The following is a 13765-nucleotide window of genomic DNA, read 5'->3' as shown; positions in this document are numbered from 1 at the left end:
GAGCCAAGGCAGGAAGGGGATGCTGTGGTCCTGCAGATCACCGGCATGACTTGCGGCGGCTGCGCGAGTCATGTCGAAAAGGCGTTGCTCGGCGCTCCGGGAGTCCGTGCGGCAAACGTCTCTTACGCCGAAGGGACGGCGCGGGTCAGCGGCGACGGGGCGCTCGACCCGGTCGCGGTTTCCGCCGCCGTGCAGGCCGCAGGCTATGGAGCTGTGCTTGAAAAAAGCGCCCGCGCCGCGAACCCTCCAGAGAGACGACCTGGTAAAATATTCGATCGAGACGCCAGGCAAGAGCGCCGGGGCGCGCCTTTGCGGGTGGCTGTCATCGGCAGCGGCGGAGCGGCCATGGCGGCGGCGTTGCGCGCCGCCGAGAACGGGGCGCTCGTCACCCTCATCGAGCGCGGCACGATCGGCGGGACATGCGTCAATGTCGGTTGCGTCCCCTCCAAGATCATGATCCGCGCCGCTCATATCGCGCATCTGCGCCGTCACAGCCCGTTCGATGAAGGCATCAGGGCGAGCGAGCCAACGGTTGACCGCGGAAAGCTCCTCGCCCAACAACAGGCGCGCGTCGATGAGTTACGCCACGCCAAATACGAGGCAATTCTGGAAGGCAATACCGCAATCACCCTGCTACGTGGCGAGGCCAGGTTCAAAGAGAGTCGCAGCCTCATCGTCCAGCTGAACGAAGGCGGCGAGCGCGAAGTCACGTTCGACCGCTGCCTGATCGCTACGGGCGCGAGCCCGGCCGTCCCGCTCATTCCGGGATTGAAAGAGACGCCCTACTGGACCTCGACCGAGGCGTTGGCGAGCGACACGATCCCTGCGCGCCTCGCGGTGATCGGTTCGTCGGTGGTGGCCGTCGAACTGGCGCAAGCCTTTGCGAGGCTTGGGAGCAAGGTGACGATCCTCGCGCGCAGCACGCTTTTCTTCCGCGAAGACCCGGCGATTGGTGAGGCTGTCACAGCCGCGTTTCGCGCCGAGGGCGTCGAGGTGCTGGAGCACACGCAAGCAAGTAATGTGGCGTTCGCGGACGGTGAGTACGTGCTCACGACCGGCGCCGGCGAATTGCGCGCCGACAAGTTACTGGTCGCCGCGGGCCGTGCGCCCAACACGCGCGGGCTGGCGTTGGAAGCCGCTGGCGTCGCCGTCGACCCACAGGGCGCAATCATTGTCGACGCGCACATGCGTACCGGCGCGCCGCACATTTACGCCGCCGGCGACTGCACCGACCAGCCGCAATTCGTCTATGTCGCGGCGGCCGCCGGCACGCGCGCGGCGATCAACATGACCGGCGGGGATGCCGCCCTCGATCTCGCCGCGATGCCCGCCGTGGTGTTCACCGATCCGCAAGTCGCGACCGTGGGCTACAGCGAGGCGGAAGCGCACCACGCCGGCATAGAAACAGACAGTCGTACGCTGACGCTCGATAATGTGCCGCGCGCGCTCGCCAATTTCGACACGCGCGGCTTCATAAAGCTTGTCACGGAAGCCGGCTCGGGACGGCTGATTGGCGCGCAAGCCGTGGCGCCGGAGGCGGGCGAACTGATCCAAACAGCGGCGCTCGCCATCCGAGCGCGAATGACCGCGCAGGAACTGGCCGATCAGTTGTTTCCGTACCTGACGATGGTCGAGGGGCTGAAGCTTGCCGCGCAGACGTTCAGCAAGGACGTGAAGCAACTGTCCTGCTGCGCGGGGTAAGCGATGAAAAAACGCGTGGCGCCCTGTTGCAATGACAATCCCGCCGGCTGGCGTCCGCTGACCGCCAAGCAGCGCCTGGCAAGGCTGATTGTCGGGATCGCTCTAACGTTGGTGGCGCTGGCGCTTCCATGGTCGCCTGCTGGATGGATTATGCTGACTGTCATCGCAGGCTGGCTGGGCGCGACCCATATCCTCGCCGCAGCAATGGCCTATCCCGGCTGTCCGGAACTCGGGGCGGCGCCGAGCCTTCTGCTTGGCCGCTGGGTGAAGATCGGCTGCACCCCATGGCGATGGCTTGATGCGAAGTTGGGCCTGATCGCGCAATGAGCGCCGCACGCGCAGGCGACCGTTCCGGCATGTTCAGCGGTCACTGTGCTCGAGATGACGAGCCGCACGAAAACTGAGGATGCTGTGAAAAAATCTTCGGTTCATTTCGTGGTCGCTGAGTCGTGCTGCCGGCGACGTGAAAATGGCGCTTGACTTTGGAGCGCGCTCCAAGGGCTAGCGTGATGACGCACAGTAGCGGACCGCCGCCTGCCGGCGGGTTCTTCCGCTCTCTTCCTCTAACCCATGGATTACGCCATGAACGCCAAACGCAAAGTAGAAGTCTTCAGCGCGGGCTGCCCGGCATGCCGGACAGCGATCGATCTCGTCAATCGCCTAGCCTGCCCCTCCTGCGACGTGTTGATTCTCGATATGAACGACATCAGCGCCGCCGAACGCGCTCGATCTCTGGGCGTTCGTTCCGTACCCGCAGTCGCTGTCGATGGCCGGCTGCTCTCCTGCTGCGCGGGCGCGGGAATTGACGAGCAGGCGCTTCGCACCGCTGGCGTCGGCCAAGCCTGACTTGCTCGACCCCGGCGAGGGCGCCGCGCCCTCGCCGGGGCATTTTCATCGGCGCTTGACCATGGTGTTTGCTCGAAGGTTTATAAAGGCTGAAACGACCTGGAGCGCATCATGCACACCATTGGCACAGTGGCGAGAATGGCTGGCGTCAGCGCCGACACGCTGCGCTACTACGAGACGGAAGGCCTGCTTGCACCGGCGTCGAAAACGACGGCCGGCTACCGGCTTTACGATAATGACGCCGTACGCCGCCTCCGCTTCGTCAAACACGCGAAGGCGTGCGGATTCACGCTGTCGGACATCAAAGAACTGTTGACGTTGAAGCGAAAGGAGAACGCCTGCTGCGAGGACGTGCGCAGTCTCGTCATCGAGAAAAAGCTGCACATAGAGCGCAAGCTCAAAGCGTTACAAGCCATGTCGCGAGCGCTCGACGGCTTGATCAAGAGTTGCGAGGGGGGACTGAATCCCACGGACGACTGCCCGATTCTCGGCGCGCTCGACGACAGTTTGCGCGGGGCGTCTCGATGAAAGTGAAGATCGAAGTCATCGCCGCGCCGGGATGCAAAAATTGCGCGACAAAACAGAGCGAACTACGTGACGTGGCCGCGTCTCTTTTCGGCGAGGCCAACTTAATCTGGCGCGAGGTCAACGTGCTCGAAGAACTCGATTACGCGGTCGCGCTCGGCGTGTTGTCGATGCCCGCCATTGCCGTGAACGGCGAGTTACGCTTTTTGTCACTGCCGACGCGCGACCAGTTCAGGGCAGCGTTGACCGCTCTGGGCCTGCGCTGATGGACGCGGAAGCGCTTCGCCAGGCCTTGTCTCACGGCGGATTCGGCGCTCTATGGGTTGGGTTGGCTGCTGGCTTTGCTTTCAGCTTCAATCCCGTCGCCTTGGCGGCGATCCCTGTCGCCCTCGCCTATGTGACCAAGGCGCGTTCCCCGCGCCAAGCCGCGCTTTTCGGGGGGCTTTTTGTTTTAGGCATGATTCTCACCCACGTCGCCCTCGGTGTGTTGGCTGGTTTAGGCGGCGGCTGGGTCGAATATCTCCTCGGTTGCGCATGGGGTCTGGCGCTCGGTCCTTTGCTCATCATCATGGGCTTCATTTGGCTGGGATGGTTGCGGGTTCCCGTGCCCGCGCTGCCGCTGCGCGCCAAGCGCGCGACAGGAGCCTGGGGCGCATTTGCGTTGGGCATCCCTTTCTCAGTGGCCGTCTGTCCTTTTTGCACGCCGGCGTTGATCGTTCTGCTCGGCGTCGCCCTCAGCGTCGGGTCTCCGCTTTTCGGAGCGACGCTGCTGCTGGCGTTCGCCCTGGGTCGGGCGATTCCCATCATGCTCGGCGGTCTCGCCGTCGGCTGGCTGGAAAGCCTTTCTCGATTGCAAAGACTCCACAAGGCCATCGAAGCTATTGGCGGCGTTCTGCTGATCCTCGCCGGCCTCTACATGCTGAACGCCTATTTCATCGTCGTGCCCAGCTTGCCGATATGAGGCGGCTCATCTGTCGTCACCGGGTTTCGAGACGGCCGGCGGTGGCAGGCTGCGAAACTCTTGCGAGGGCACGTCGAGCGCGGCGTTGAATATCATCGTCCTATTGGTCTCCCGTGTTCGTTTTCGGAGGCTTCGTTGCCGACACGGCGATAAAGGCTGGTCCTAAGGCCGTCGACCGACCGAGCCATAGATCGAGAGGCGCAAAGAGTTTGGCGGCGACCCCGCACGGCGGATAATGCACAACTCCTCGCGCCTCGACCACTTCCAGCCCCGCAGCATACAGGAGATTACAAATCTCGCCTGCAGTGTGGAAACGCGCAGCGCGCCAAGTCGGATGGCCAAGTGCGCCGCAGACGCGTCGATAGAAGGCCCAGAGGCTCCAGCAACCGAGCTCGTGATCGACGAAACGACGGATCAGCCAGGGACAGGCGATCCGATCAACCTTTGGGCGCGCGCGTGACCCATACGGTGCGCCCCAGTGCGTCGCGCGGCGGCAAATTAGCCTCTGGCACGAGCGGCCCGTTCGATTGCGCCCAGGCGACATGTCCTCCGATCAGCACCTCGGCTGAATCGGCGCCGGCATGCCGCAGCCAGGCGGCAACGCCTTCGCCGAGATCGTCGCCTTTCTGATCAATGACGATGGCAGCGCGGCCGGCAATTTCGCCGGCCCATTCGGTAACAGAAGCGTGAGGGCGTCGCGCTGCCCCGGGAACGAAGCGTGGATCGCTTTCCCATTCCCCGTCGGTCCGCACATCGATGAGCGCAGGACAATGTGGAACGCCGATGAGGCGCGCGAGCTTATCGGAAGAGATGGCGTTGATTGACTACATGGCGCGCCCCTGGTGAAAAACCGGACGCGATTCTTGGGCATGTCGCCTCGTGGGGAGATCGCTTCCCCATGCGGTGAAGTTACATCAGACCCTGCCGCTAGCGTCAATAAGGTCTCAATGTCTCGCCGGGCTTGGATCGTCGTCGCCGACGTCAGACCTGTTGACGTGCGGACACATTCTGCAACGGATCTTCGGGCGGCCCTGACCGTGGATCTGTTGGCGGGGCGTTTTTCACACCAGATTGACGGCAAGCGCCCATACAGAGCATGTCGCCTTGACTCATTCTCCAGTTTACCTATTTATCGGCGGTGATGGTTCCCTTCGGGGATCAAAAGGGAATGCGGTGAGTACGCGCATGCGTGCGATTCCGCGGCTGCCCCCGCAACTGTAAGCGGCGAGCTTTAGGACCAAAAAGCCACTGGGGAACAAACGCTCCCTGGGAAGGCGGTCCAAAGCGATGACCCGTGAGCCAGGAGACCTGCCGTCATTCGTGGTCACGCGCGAAAGCGTCGGGCGGGGTGCACCGAGGCGGTCGAATTCTGTCGCAAGGCGCGTTGAACGCCGATTGACGGCATAGACCTTTCGCAGTGACGGCCCACGTTGCTGCGAGTCCATGCTCACATGTTCCGCCCTTCCGCTATCGGCGTGTCCGCCGGCGTGTTCACTCTTTTTGTCTCCTCCACATCTGCTCTGGCGCAACAGGCCTTGCCTACGATCGATGTTGGCGCGGGCGCCAGGCGCGGCGCAGTTCGCGCCTCCGCGCCTCGCCCCGTGAATCCCGCGCCAGCCCTTTCGCCCGTCGCGGCCGCGACGGCGCTCGTCCAGCAGGTGCGCCCGCCCGAGAAGCCGTTCGCGAAGGCCATTCCCGACAATATTCCAGCCGTCGTCCAGACCATCACCGCGAAGCAAATCACCGAGCAGGTCAACGCCTCCAACGCCGTGGAAACGCTTCGATATCTTCCCAGCATCGAAATCGTCGAAAAATTCCCCGGCGATCGTTTTCAGGACATCCAGGGCCGCACGACCGGGCCCTTCCAGCCCATGCACAATCTGGTTTACGCGGACGGAATCCTGCTGTCGGCTTTGCTCGGCAACAGTTCGTTTACACCGCGATTTCAGATGGTCATGCCGGAAGAGATTAGCCGAGTCGACGTCATCTACGGTCCTTACTCCGCGCTCTATCCCGGCAATGCGATCGGCGGGATCGTCACCTTCACCACCAAGACGCCCGAAAAATTTGAACTCCACGCCAAGCTGCAAGGGCTTCTTTCGCCCTACGATCAGTACGACACTCATCAAACCAATCCGGGATATACAGGTAGCATTTCGATCGGCGATCGAATCAACGATTTTTCCTGGCGCGCCGGTTACGATCGTCTGCTTACGCACGCTCAGCCGATTTTCTTTTCGAGCGCCGTCACGCCGCGCGCCACAGCGGGAACGCCGGTTTTCGGCGGGTTCTTCGACCGCGACCGCCAAGGCTTACTGCGCGGGGTGTTCGGCGCTGGGCCAATTCAGGTCACCGAGCAAAACACCGGCAAACTGAAACTCGCCTATGATTTCGGGCCGCGCGCCCGCGCATCGTACACCCTCGGCCTGCTGCATCTTGCGGACGATTTTACCGCGCAGAGCTATATCAACAACGTTGCGGGAGTCCCCGTCTTCAATACGCGCAATGGCGTGATCAATTTTCATGGGATCAACTATCCTCTTTCAGGCCTCAATCCAGGCAGCGTTGAGTATTTGCACCTGATGCAAGGAGCCGAGCTGAAGACCGAGACCGGCGGCGTTTTCGACTTCGATATTGTCGGAAGCTCTTATGACATTCTCAGAGACGTGGGCGTCACCGCGCAGAGGTTCGGGGTCAATACGTCAGGCCAGACGCGGGAGATCAGTGGGACCGGCTGGAAAACAATGGATATGCGGGCGATTTGGCGTCCGGAGCAGAATGTCCTTGGTCTCCATGAAATCTCGTTCGGGGGGCACTTCGATCAGTATGCTTTAAAGCAATATCAGCAAAATACTCCCGTGTGGTGGTCGTCATGGTCATACGAGCAGGCCTCAAGATCTGTCGGCAAGACACAAACCGAGGGCCTCTATGTTCAGGATGTCTGGTCATTGTTTCCAGATTGGAAACTCACCGTCGGGGGGCGCCAGGAGTTTTGGCGCGCCTTCGAGGGCGCCAACGAAAACAAGCTCGGCACAACCAAGAATTATGACGAACGGGTGGCTTCCGCCTTTTCACCCAAGTCCTCACTGGCCTATCAGGCAATGCGCGAATTACTTTTGCGCGCCTCCTACGGCAAGGCCCATCGTTTTCCGGGCGTGACCGAACTGTTTCAGCGGATCACCCGCCCGACTGGCATTCTCATCAACAATCCAGACCTAAAGCCCGAGCAAGTCGATTCCTACGAACTCTCGGCCGAATACAACTTTGGCAAGCACGCTGCGCATCTCGCCTTGTTCCACGAGGACAGGTGGGACGCGATCACTTTCCAGACCGATGTCACAGTTGTGCCCAATGTCTCCAGCTCTCAGAACGTACAGAAAATGCGCTTCAATGGCGTCGAAGGCGCCATCGGTTTGAAGGACGTGCTGTTCGATGGCTTCGACATCGACGCAAACGCGACATACATCGATACGCAGATCGTGGCGAATTCCAAGTTCCCTTTGTCTGTAAACAAAGATGTTCCGCTGATGCCGAGATGGCGGGCCAAGATCGTCGGAACCTATCATCCGACCGACACGCTGACCTTATCGGCAGGGCTGAGGTACCGATCGTCATCCTATTTTCAGCTCGATAATTTCGACGTCAATCATGAAACCTGGGGCGGTGCGAGCCGATATCTCATCCTCGACGCCCGAGTCACCTACAAATTCGCGCCGAATTGGACCGGAGTCGTCGGCATCAACAACATCGGCCGTTACAAACAATGGCTCTTTTCCCCTTATCCGCAGCGGACCTTCTTCGCCGAGCTGCGGTACGACTATTGAGCGCAGCAGATGCCCGACGCGGCCTCCATAACGGGAAATCCCCGGAAGGTCCTTCTTCGATGCTGAAGAGTATGGAGAGAACACGATGACCCGAAGCTTCTGGGTGTCGCTGCATCGGTGGGCTGGTCTGAGCATGGCGGGGTTTCTGATCCTCGTCGGACTAACCGGTAGCCTGCTCGCTTTTGGTCACGAGTTGAATCATTGGCTGACGCCAAATCTCTACCCGGGTCCACATGCAGGGATACAACTCGCCCCTGCGGCGCTCCTGCGGAGCGCCGAGGCTCTGGTTCCAGATGCCCTCGCCACCTCTGTCGATCTGAGCGTTGACGGCACGGCGATAATCCGCATGGAGGCGCGACCCGGCGCGCCCGCGTTCAATTTCAATCGACTCCTGCTCGACCCCGTCACCGGCCAGGAATTGGGGCGCTTTGATCGAGACGGGCTGCCGACGACGCTGGCAAATGTTATGCCCTTTATCGACCGCCTGCATTATTCCCTCGCCATGGGCGAAGTAGGCGCGTGGATTCTTGGAATCGTCGCGCTCGTATGGACGATCGATTGCTTCGTTGGCGTTTATCTCACGCTGCCTCTTCCCAGTCCGCCGAATAGGCGCGGCTATCTTTCGCGATGGCGACCCGCTTGGCTGATCAAGTTTTCGAGCTCATTCTATCGCGTCAACTTCGATCTGCATCGCGCCTTCGGACTTTGGCTCTTTGCAATATTGCTGCTCTTCGCCTGGTCCAGCGTCCATTTTGATTTGAACGGCTTCTACACGCGCACGATGCAGCTCGTCTTCGATTATGAGCCGCCTTACTCTGGGACCACAAAGGGCGGCAACCCAGCCGGGGGTCGAGCGCCGGTTGGTTGGGAGGAAGCGCAGGCCATTGGCGAAAGACTCATGGGGGAGCAAGCGCTCGCACATGGCTTTTCGGTCGAGCGACCGATGAGGCTTAGCATCCAGCGCAAAAGCGATCTCTATTTCTACGGCGTTCGCTCGAGCCACGACATCGGCGACAATTTTGGCCGCACGTCGATCGCATTCGACGCCTATACTGGCGAATTGCGCGCGGTTCGTCTGCCAACTGGCCGGCACGCCGGCAATACGATCACGACCTGGCTCGTGGAACTGCACATGGCCAATGTGTTCGGCCTGCCCTATCGCATTTTCGTTTGCGCGCTCGGCCTCGTCATTGTGATGCTATCCGTCACCGGCGTTTATATCTGGTGGAAGAAACGCGTGGCGCGGTGCCGCGCTACGTCATCGCGGGCGACGATTGACGAAAATCGGATCGGCGCGGCCGTCTTAACCAACAGCGCTTCGCTACTTTTTCGTGACGAACGTCCTTCGCCGAACTGCACAACGACGCGCCGACCGCGCTCGGCGTAAGAAGGTCACAAGGTGAGAGACGCGAGGCCTGCAATGGAGAAAGATATGTCAGTCATCACTGGAACGCGGCCACGACGGATCCTGGACGCGGATGGAACGCCGCTCGACATATTTCCCTTGCCGGTGGACGAGAGGAGCCTTGAGGAGCTTTTCCGCGATCTGTTCGAAAATCACTGGCGGGAAATTACTTTCGGCCCTCTCATCCAGGGGGCCGCCTTCGAATTCAAGGCCGACGAGCCGCCGAGCCGCGTCTCCGTGTTCGACGGCTATCTGACGATCGCCTTCGGCGTCCCGCATTTTCATATCTGCATCGGCGAGCACAAGGGTCCGCCGCGCGCGCCGACGTCGCCGGAACTCGCCCGCCATCGGCGCACCGCGCGGGCCGAACTTTACCGCCGCTTCGGCCGCACATGCGTTCCGATGTCCTGGGGGCTGCGCTTGTTCAACGGCGCGGGCGAGCAGCAGATCACCGTGCTGCTGCCCAATCCCTTCCTCGATCCGGAAAGCGACAGGCGCGTCAAGGAGCCAGAATGGTCGCGTCTCGCGTTGTGGGACAAATTGCGGGCGCGATGGCTCGGTCTCCACGACCCCGATCCCGTCGATCGCTCAGCGGACTGGGGCCGTCCGTCCTGACCGCTTCACGTTCAGCCCGGCGGTCGCGGAGACGATCGTCGGTCCCCTTTTCGTCCTCGCGCGCAATACGAAGGCGAAAAAACCAGCGGGCAAGCGCCGCTCCCCCGCTGGCTTCACATAGAGGAGACTTGTCATGACAACCGCATCGTTTTTCGCCTCATCTCCCTGGCCTCGTTCGCTATGGATTGGCTCGCTGATCGTCGCCAGCGTCCTCTTGAGTCCCGCGTTCCATTGCGGCTTTCCGTTGGCGGCGTTCGCGGCGGTTGCCGCATTGACTCTCGATCGGCGTGATGCCCTCCTTCTGAGTGGCGGCGTCTGGCTGGCGAGCCAGACCATCGCCTTCGCGTCCCTGCATCACCACATGACCGACGTCGCCCTGACTTGGGGCGTCGCGATGGGCGTCATCACCTTGCTGTCTTGCGAAGCCGCCGGGCTGGCCACGCGGCGCATGAAGGGGCTTGTGGGCGCGGGCGCGGCCTTCGTGGCCGCCTTCGTCGTCTACAAGGGCTTGATCTTCGGCTTTGGCGTGGCGATGGTCTCGAGCGTTGGCCATTTCGACTCGCTACTTGCGACGCTCCCGCGAATCTTCCTCATAAACGCCTGTGTTTTCGCTGGCCTCGGGGCGCTGTATGCGTTGGGCTCCGCGGCACGCCGCAATGGCGAAGCGGTTGCGCTCGCTCCGCGTCACGTTTGAATGCGAGCGCAACAGGCGGCGTTGAGCGCCGGGTTGACGAGGGCCGGCGCTCATAGCGCCGGGCTAAGCCGACTCATGGCAAGGACATAGTCCTCCTTACGCTGCCTCCAAGACTGAGCCGGGCTTGGCCGCCTGACACGACGATAAAGGCTCTCCGGAAGTCGTTCCCTGCCCTGACCACGGACTGACTTGGCGCAAGCTGTCGCGCGACGGCCTCGCATGGCGGATGATAGACGGCGCCGCCGATCTCGACGACTTCGAGCGGCTCCGCTTGAGTAGGCAGAAATCGTTGACAGCGAACGCCGAGGTTATTTTTGCGCGTGGGGATGGCGGTCTCCGCATACCGCAATGCCGAAAAATCAAATGGAGATACGTCGAGCGGACACAGAGCCAGCGCGAGATGCATGTCATTCGAATCCGGAAGCTGTTCGAGATTATCCATGAGCCGCCACGCGATCAATAGCGTGATCGCGTGCGAGGTCTTGGCAGTGCCTTTCTCGCGCGCATTGCCCCAAGCTTGCCGGGCAATGAAAACGTCATCGCGAATCCGGAGCTTGGAGCGCGGTTTCGACCCTGTTTTTATCGCGCCCTGAGGCGACTGAGGCGCTCTGGCGAAGTGACGGCGCGCGCGATTATGCGCGCGGCGTGACACAGCTAGAGCGTCCTGCGTTTGATTGGAATCGATTTGGGGCTCCCCAAATCAGCGGATTTTTGATTCACCATGCTGACTGGGCTGGAGGCCAGCATGGATGGGAAAATCCTATTCGCAGGACTTGCGGGACTGGGTGATAGACGCGGTCGAGCGCGAGGGGATCACATTTAAAAAAAGACGCTGGTCGCGCGCGAGCAGGATCGCCCCGACATAAGCCGCCACCGCATGCGATGGCGCAAATATCAGGGGCGGATTGATCCCGCCCGCCTCGTCTTCAATCGACGAGACATGGGCCAAGACCAACATGACGCGAAGTTGCGGCTGGACGCGGCGCGGTGCGCGGCTGGTGGCCAAAATCCCGCACGGGGCGTTGGAAGACAGCAACCTTTCTGGCGGCGCTGCGGCATGACCGGATCGATGCGCCATGCCTGTTCGATGGCCCGATCAACGGCGAGCATTTCCTCGCTTATGTCGAGCAGTTTCTCGCCCCGACGCTTGGCAAAGGCGATATCGTCATCCTCGACAATCTCGGCTCGCACAAAGGCAAGTCCGTTAGAGAAGCCATCCGAGCCGTAGGCGCGCGCTTGCTTTTCCTTCCCAAATACTCGCCCGATCTCAATCCGATCGAGCAGGTCTTCGCCAAGCTCAAGACCCTCCTGCGCGAAGCCGAAGCGCGATCACTCCACTTAATCGCAGACGTATAGCCCAAATCCTCTCCACCTACACGCCAGCCGAATGCGCCAACTACATCAAAGCCGCCGGATGTGCGTCAACCTAAACGCAGAAGGCCCTAGTGAAATCTAAAGCTCTGCACGCCCTGATAGGAGCCGCCGGGCGGCGGCGGCGCGCGCAGACCCGAGACGATCGAACGCGCCAACTCGCCGTGACGCGGCGTCGTCGCCGAAATGACGCTGACGCTATCCGTCGCGCCGGAAGCCCCAAGGTGAAAATGCACGACCGCTTTCCCCTCGCCGAGATTGGTCATCCCCGGCGAGCGCGCCCGGATCAACTGTCCGAGCTTGCGCAGATAGGCGCCGTGATCGGCCGTTTGTTTCGCGGTCGGCTTTTCGGCGCGTTTCTCCTTCTTTTCCTCGTGTTTCGCGTCCGTCTTCTCTGCTGGCTTAGCTTCGGTCGTCTCCGCGGGTTTCGCTTCAGTTTTTTCTTCGCGCGCCGCTTCCGGCTTGTCGTCCTGCGCCAGCGCCGGCAAGCAGAGTCCGCTGGCGCTGACAAGCACCGCAAGAGTCCATGTCAGTCGAAAAATGTGCGGCATATTCTCCTCCTTTTAAAAAATGCGCGGGCCTTACGCGCATAAATCATTTGGCGATGGACCGGAAGCCGGAACGCCGCAACGTTCGGTCTCATTTTGGCGTGCCGCGGAACTTGAAAGTTTGTTCTACGTCCATCGATCCGCCCGGCGGCGGCGGCGCTTCGACGCTCGACAGGATCTTCTTCACCGTTTCTGAAAGCGCTGGACTTGTCGTCTTGTCGATCGTCACCTTGTCGATCTTGCCCTGCGCGTTGACGTGAAAGCTGGCCGTCACCTCGCCGTCGCCGGCGGGACTTTCCGCGGGCGTTCGCTTGGCGATCGCCGTATAGAGCGCGCCAAGGAACTTGCTCTCTGACATCGCCGGAGCGGCGGAAGGCGCGGCCGCTCCTTGCGCCGTCGCGGGCGTGGCGAGCTTTGGCGCTGCGGCGCGCGCCGGCGTAGCGCTCTGCGTTGGCGCTGCGGTTCGTGCCGGCGCGGGCGCCGTGGGCGCGGGCTTCGCGTCCTCGGCATGCGCGCCGCAAGCGGCGAGCGCCGCGGCGATGGTAAGCAATCGCGCGAGCTTCATCAGACCCCCAATATCCGGAACGATCTCAGGCGGCGGGCGCGAGCGTCCGCCGCCGTTCGTATCAATGGAAGGCGAAAGCCTGGCTCACGAAGGCCGAGCCGCACATGCCTGGTCCGCGCGCGGAGGACACGATCCGCCGCGCGAGCGCCGCATGCGCCGGACTCGATCCAGAGGCGGAGATCCCCGAGATTCCGCCGCCCGGATTGACGTGGAACGTCACGCTGGCCCTGCCGGGACCAAGGCTGGTGTTGCCTGGCGTATGCCGGCGAAGCGCCGCGGCGATGTGCGCAAGACAGGTCGCCTGCGATGCGCCCGAATTCCCGGCCTGTCCCTCAGGCGCGCCGTAGCGTCGACGCGCCTGCGCCTCCTGACGTTGCTGCGCGCGCTGGACCTGTTGCTCCTCGACCTTCTTCTTGACCTTGTCGACGTCTTCCTTCTTGGCCGGCAAGGGCACGGCGTCGGGCGCCATCACCACCGGCGGCGGAAGCGCGATGTCAGGCTCCTCGACCGCTTCAGGCGGCGGCGTGTCGTCGGCCTCCGCGACTTCCTCCTGCTCGAAGAAGTCGCCTTCCGGCACGAGGTCCATGCTGACAGAGTCGAGCGATACGGCCGTTGGCTTCGCCGAATAGGCGAGTATGCCGAAGACCATGACATGCGCCGCGATGACGAGGACGGTCGTCACCGAGCGCAGCCAAAAGGGCTTGACCGGC

15 protein-coding genes, 1 pseudogene and 1 riboswitch are annotated in these 13765 nt (G+C 61.9%); of the genes and pseudogenes, 11 read left to right on the top strand and 5 right to left on the bottom strand.

Annotated features, from left to right (window positions below):
- Window positions 1-24: 24 nt before the first annotated feature.
- The 6 genes from merA to ACR65W_RS07820 all read left to right on the top strand — a co-directional run bounded on the left by merA (window position 25) and on the right by ACR65W_RS07820 (window position 4033).
- Window positions 25-1701 carry a mercury(II) reductase gene (gene merA / locus ACR65W_RS07845; protein ID WP_434499560.1) on the top strand — a complete coding sequence of 559 codons (1677 nt, stop codon included), beginning with the start codon at window positions 25-27 and terminating at the stop codon, window positions 1699-1701.
- A 3-nt stretch (window positions 1702-1704) separates the two neighbouring features.
- On the top strand, window positions 1705-2028 hold the full coding sequence (locus ACR65W_RS07840; RefSeq protein WP_434499561.1) for a hypothetical protein: 324 nt from the start codon (window positions 1705-1707) through the stop codon (window positions 2026-2028).
- A 255-nt stretch (window positions 2029-2283) separates the two neighbouring features.
- On the top strand, window positions 2284-2547 hold the full coding sequence (locus ACR65W_RS07835; RefSeq protein WP_434499562.1) for a thioredoxin family protein: 264 nt from the start codon (window positions 2284-2286) through the stop codon (window positions 2545-2547).
- A 111-nt stretch (window positions 2548-2658) separates the two neighbouring features.
- Window positions 2659-3075 (top strand): heavy metal-responsive transcriptional regulator, encoded by a 417-nt coding sequence (locus tag ACR65W_RS07830; protein ID WP_434499563.1) that lies wholly within the window; start codon window positions 2659-2661, stop codon window positions 3073-3075.
- Window positions 3072-3338, top strand: coding sequence for a thioredoxin family protein (locus ACR65W_RS07825; protein ID WP_434499564.1), 267 nt, complete (start codon window positions 3072-3074; stop codon window positions 3336-3338). Before ACR65W_RS07830 ends, ACR65W_RS07825 begins: the two co-directional genes overlap by 4 nt.
- Complete coding sequence (locus ACR65W_RS07820) at window positions 3338-4033, top strand: cytochrome c biogenesis CcdA family protein (protein WP_434499565.1); 696 nt, start codon at window positions 3338-3340, stop codon at window positions 4031-4033. The genes ACR65W_RS07825 and ACR65W_RS07820 overlap by 1 nt, the downstream gene beginning before the upstream one ends.
- Before the next feature lie 100 nt (window positions 4034-4133).
- Here ACR65W_RS07820 and ACR65W_RS07815 read toward each other — a convergent pair whose 3' ends face one another.
- Together ACR65W_RS07815 and ACR65W_RS07810 are read right to left on the bottom strand one after the other, a co-directional pair.
- Entirely contained in the window at window positions 4134-4577 is a 444-nt protein-coding gene (locus tag ACR65W_RS07815; protein WP_434499566.1) for a chromate resistance protein ChrB domain-containing protein, read from the bottom strand.
- The gene (locus tag ACR65W_RS07810; protein ID WP_434499567.1) at window positions 4471-4785 is read right to left on the bottom strand and encodes a hypothetical protein; all 315 of its coding nucleotides are present in this window, start codon (window positions 4783-4785) and stop codon (window positions 4471-4473) included. Before ACR65W_RS07810 ends, ACR65W_RS07815 begins: the two co-directional genes overlap by 107 nt.
- Window positions 4786-5158: 373 nt before the next feature.
- Window positions 5159-5363: riboswitch (cobalamin riboswitch) on the top strand.
- Window positions 5364-5484: 121 nt separating this feature from the next.
- Between ACR65W_RS07810 and ACR65W_RS07805 the strand changes: the two genes are divergently transcribed.
- The 5 genes and pseudogenes from ACR65W_RS07805 to ACR65W_RS07785 form a co-directional block, all read left to right on the top strand.
- On the top strand, window positions 5485-7857 hold the full coding sequence (locus tag ACR65W_RS07805) for a TonB-dependent receptor (protein WP_434502496.1): 2373 nt from the start codon (window positions 5485-5487) through the stop codon (window positions 7855-7857).
- An 85-nt stretch (window positions 7858-7942) separates the two neighbouring features.
- A complete protein-coding gene (locus ACR65W_RS07800) occupies window positions 7943-9244 on the top strand; it encodes a PepSY-associated TM helix domain-containing protein (RefSeq protein ID WP_434499569.1) in 1302 nt (433 codons plus the stop codon).
- Between the two features lie 45 nt (window positions 9245-9289).
- Window positions 9290-9877 carry a DUF7676 family protein gene (locus tag ACR65W_RS07795; protein ID WP_434499570.1) on the top strand — a complete coding sequence of 196 codons (588 nt, stop codon included), beginning with the start codon at window positions 9290-9292 and terminating at the stop codon, window positions 9875-9877.
- Window positions 9878-10010: 133 nt separating this feature from the next.
- On the top strand, window positions 10011-10571 hold the full coding sequence (locus tag ACR65W_RS07790; RefSeq protein ID WP_434499571.1) for a hypothetical protein: 561 nt from the start codon (window positions 10011-10013) through the stop codon (window positions 10569-10571).
- Window positions 10572-11368: 797 nt separating this feature from the next.
- Window positions 11369-12001: pseudogene (locus ACR65W_RS07785) on the top strand (IS630 family transposase); the annotation flags it as partial.
- 12 nt (window positions 12002-12013) lie between these two features.
- Here the strand turns inward: ACR65W_RS07785 and ACR65W_RS07780 are convergent.
- The 3 genes from ACR65W_RS07780 to ACR65W_RS07770 all read right to left on the bottom strand — a co-directional run.
- Window positions 12014-12493 (bottom strand): hypothetical protein, encoded by a 480-nt coding sequence (locus tag ACR65W_RS07780; RefSeq protein ID WP_175095365.1) that lies wholly within the window; start codon window positions 12491-12493, stop codon window positions 12014-12016.
- 88 nt (window positions 12494-12581) lie between these two features.
- Window positions 12582-13055, bottom strand: coding sequence for an energy transducer TonB family protein (locus tag ACR65W_RS07775; RefSeq protein ID WP_434499573.1), 474 nt, complete (start codon window positions 13053-13055; stop codon window positions 12582-12584).
- A gap of 61 nt (window positions 13056-13116) precedes the next feature.
- The coding region (locus ACR65W_RS07770; RefSeq protein WP_434502494.1) for an energy transducer TonB at window positions 13117-13765 on the bottom strand (649 nt) is incomplete at its 5' end.

It is taken from the genome of Methylocystis sp. (assembly GCF_051062815.1).
In the GTDB taxonomy this organism is placed as follows: Bacteria; Pseudomonadota; Alphaproteobacteria; order Rhizobiales; family Beijerinckiaceae; genus Methylocystis.
The sequence above is the reverse complement of the archived record's forward strand: the minus strand, read 5'-3'. Positions and strand labels throughout refer to the sequence as shown.

Bases quoted from the DNA above. Each gene is read 5' to 3' on its own strand.
- ACR65W_RS07840 (WP_434499561.1), top strand. From the start codon at position 1,705: ATGAAAAAACGCGTGGCGCCCTGTTGCAATGACAATCCCGCCGGCTGG.
- ACR65W_RS07835 (WP_434499562.1), top strand. From the start codon at position 2,284: ATGAACGCCAAACGCAAAGTAGAAGTCTTCAGCGCGGGCTGCCCGGCA.
- ACR65W_RS07830 (WP_434499563.1), top strand. From the start codon at position 2,659: ATGCACACCATTGGCACAGTGGCGAGAATGGCTGGCGTCAGCGCCGAC.
- ACR65W_RS07825 (WP_434499564.1), top strand. From the start codon at position 3,072: ATGAAAGTGAAGATCGAAGTCATCGCCGCGCCGGGATGCAAAAATTGC.
- ACR65W_RS07820 (WP_434499565.1), top strand. From the start codon at position 3,338: ATGGACGCGGAAGCGCTTCGCCAGGCCTTGTCTCACGGCGGATTCGGC.
- ACR65W_RS07815 (WP_434499566.1), bottom strand. From the start codon at position 4,577: ATGTCGCCTGGGCGCAATCGAACGGGCCGCTCGTGCCAGAGGCTAATT.
- ACR65W_RS07805 (WP_434502496.1), top strand. From the start codon at position 5,485: ATGTTCCGCCCTTCCGCTATCGGCGTGTCCGCCGGCGTGTTCACTCTT.
- ACR65W_RS07800 (WP_434499569.1), top strand. From the start codon at position 7,943: ATGACCCGAAGCTTCTGGGTGTCGCTGCATCGGTGGGCTGGTCTGAGC.
- ACR65W_RS07795 (WP_434499570.1), top strand. From the start codon at position 9,290: ATGTCAGTCATCACTGGAACGCGGCCACGACGGATCCTGGACGCGGAT.
- ACR65W_RS07790 (WP_434499571.1), top strand. From the start codon at position 10,011: ATGACAACCGCATCGTTTTTCGCCTCATCTCCCTGGCCTCGTTCGCTA.
- ACR65W_RS07780 (WP_175095365.1), bottom strand. From the start codon at position 12,493: ATGCCGCACATTTTTCGACTGACATGGACTCTTGCGGTGCTTGTCAGC.
- ACR65W_RS07775 (WP_434499573.1), bottom strand. From the start codon at position 13,055: ATGAAGCTCGCGCGATTGCTTACCATCGCCGCGGCGCTCGCCGCTTGC.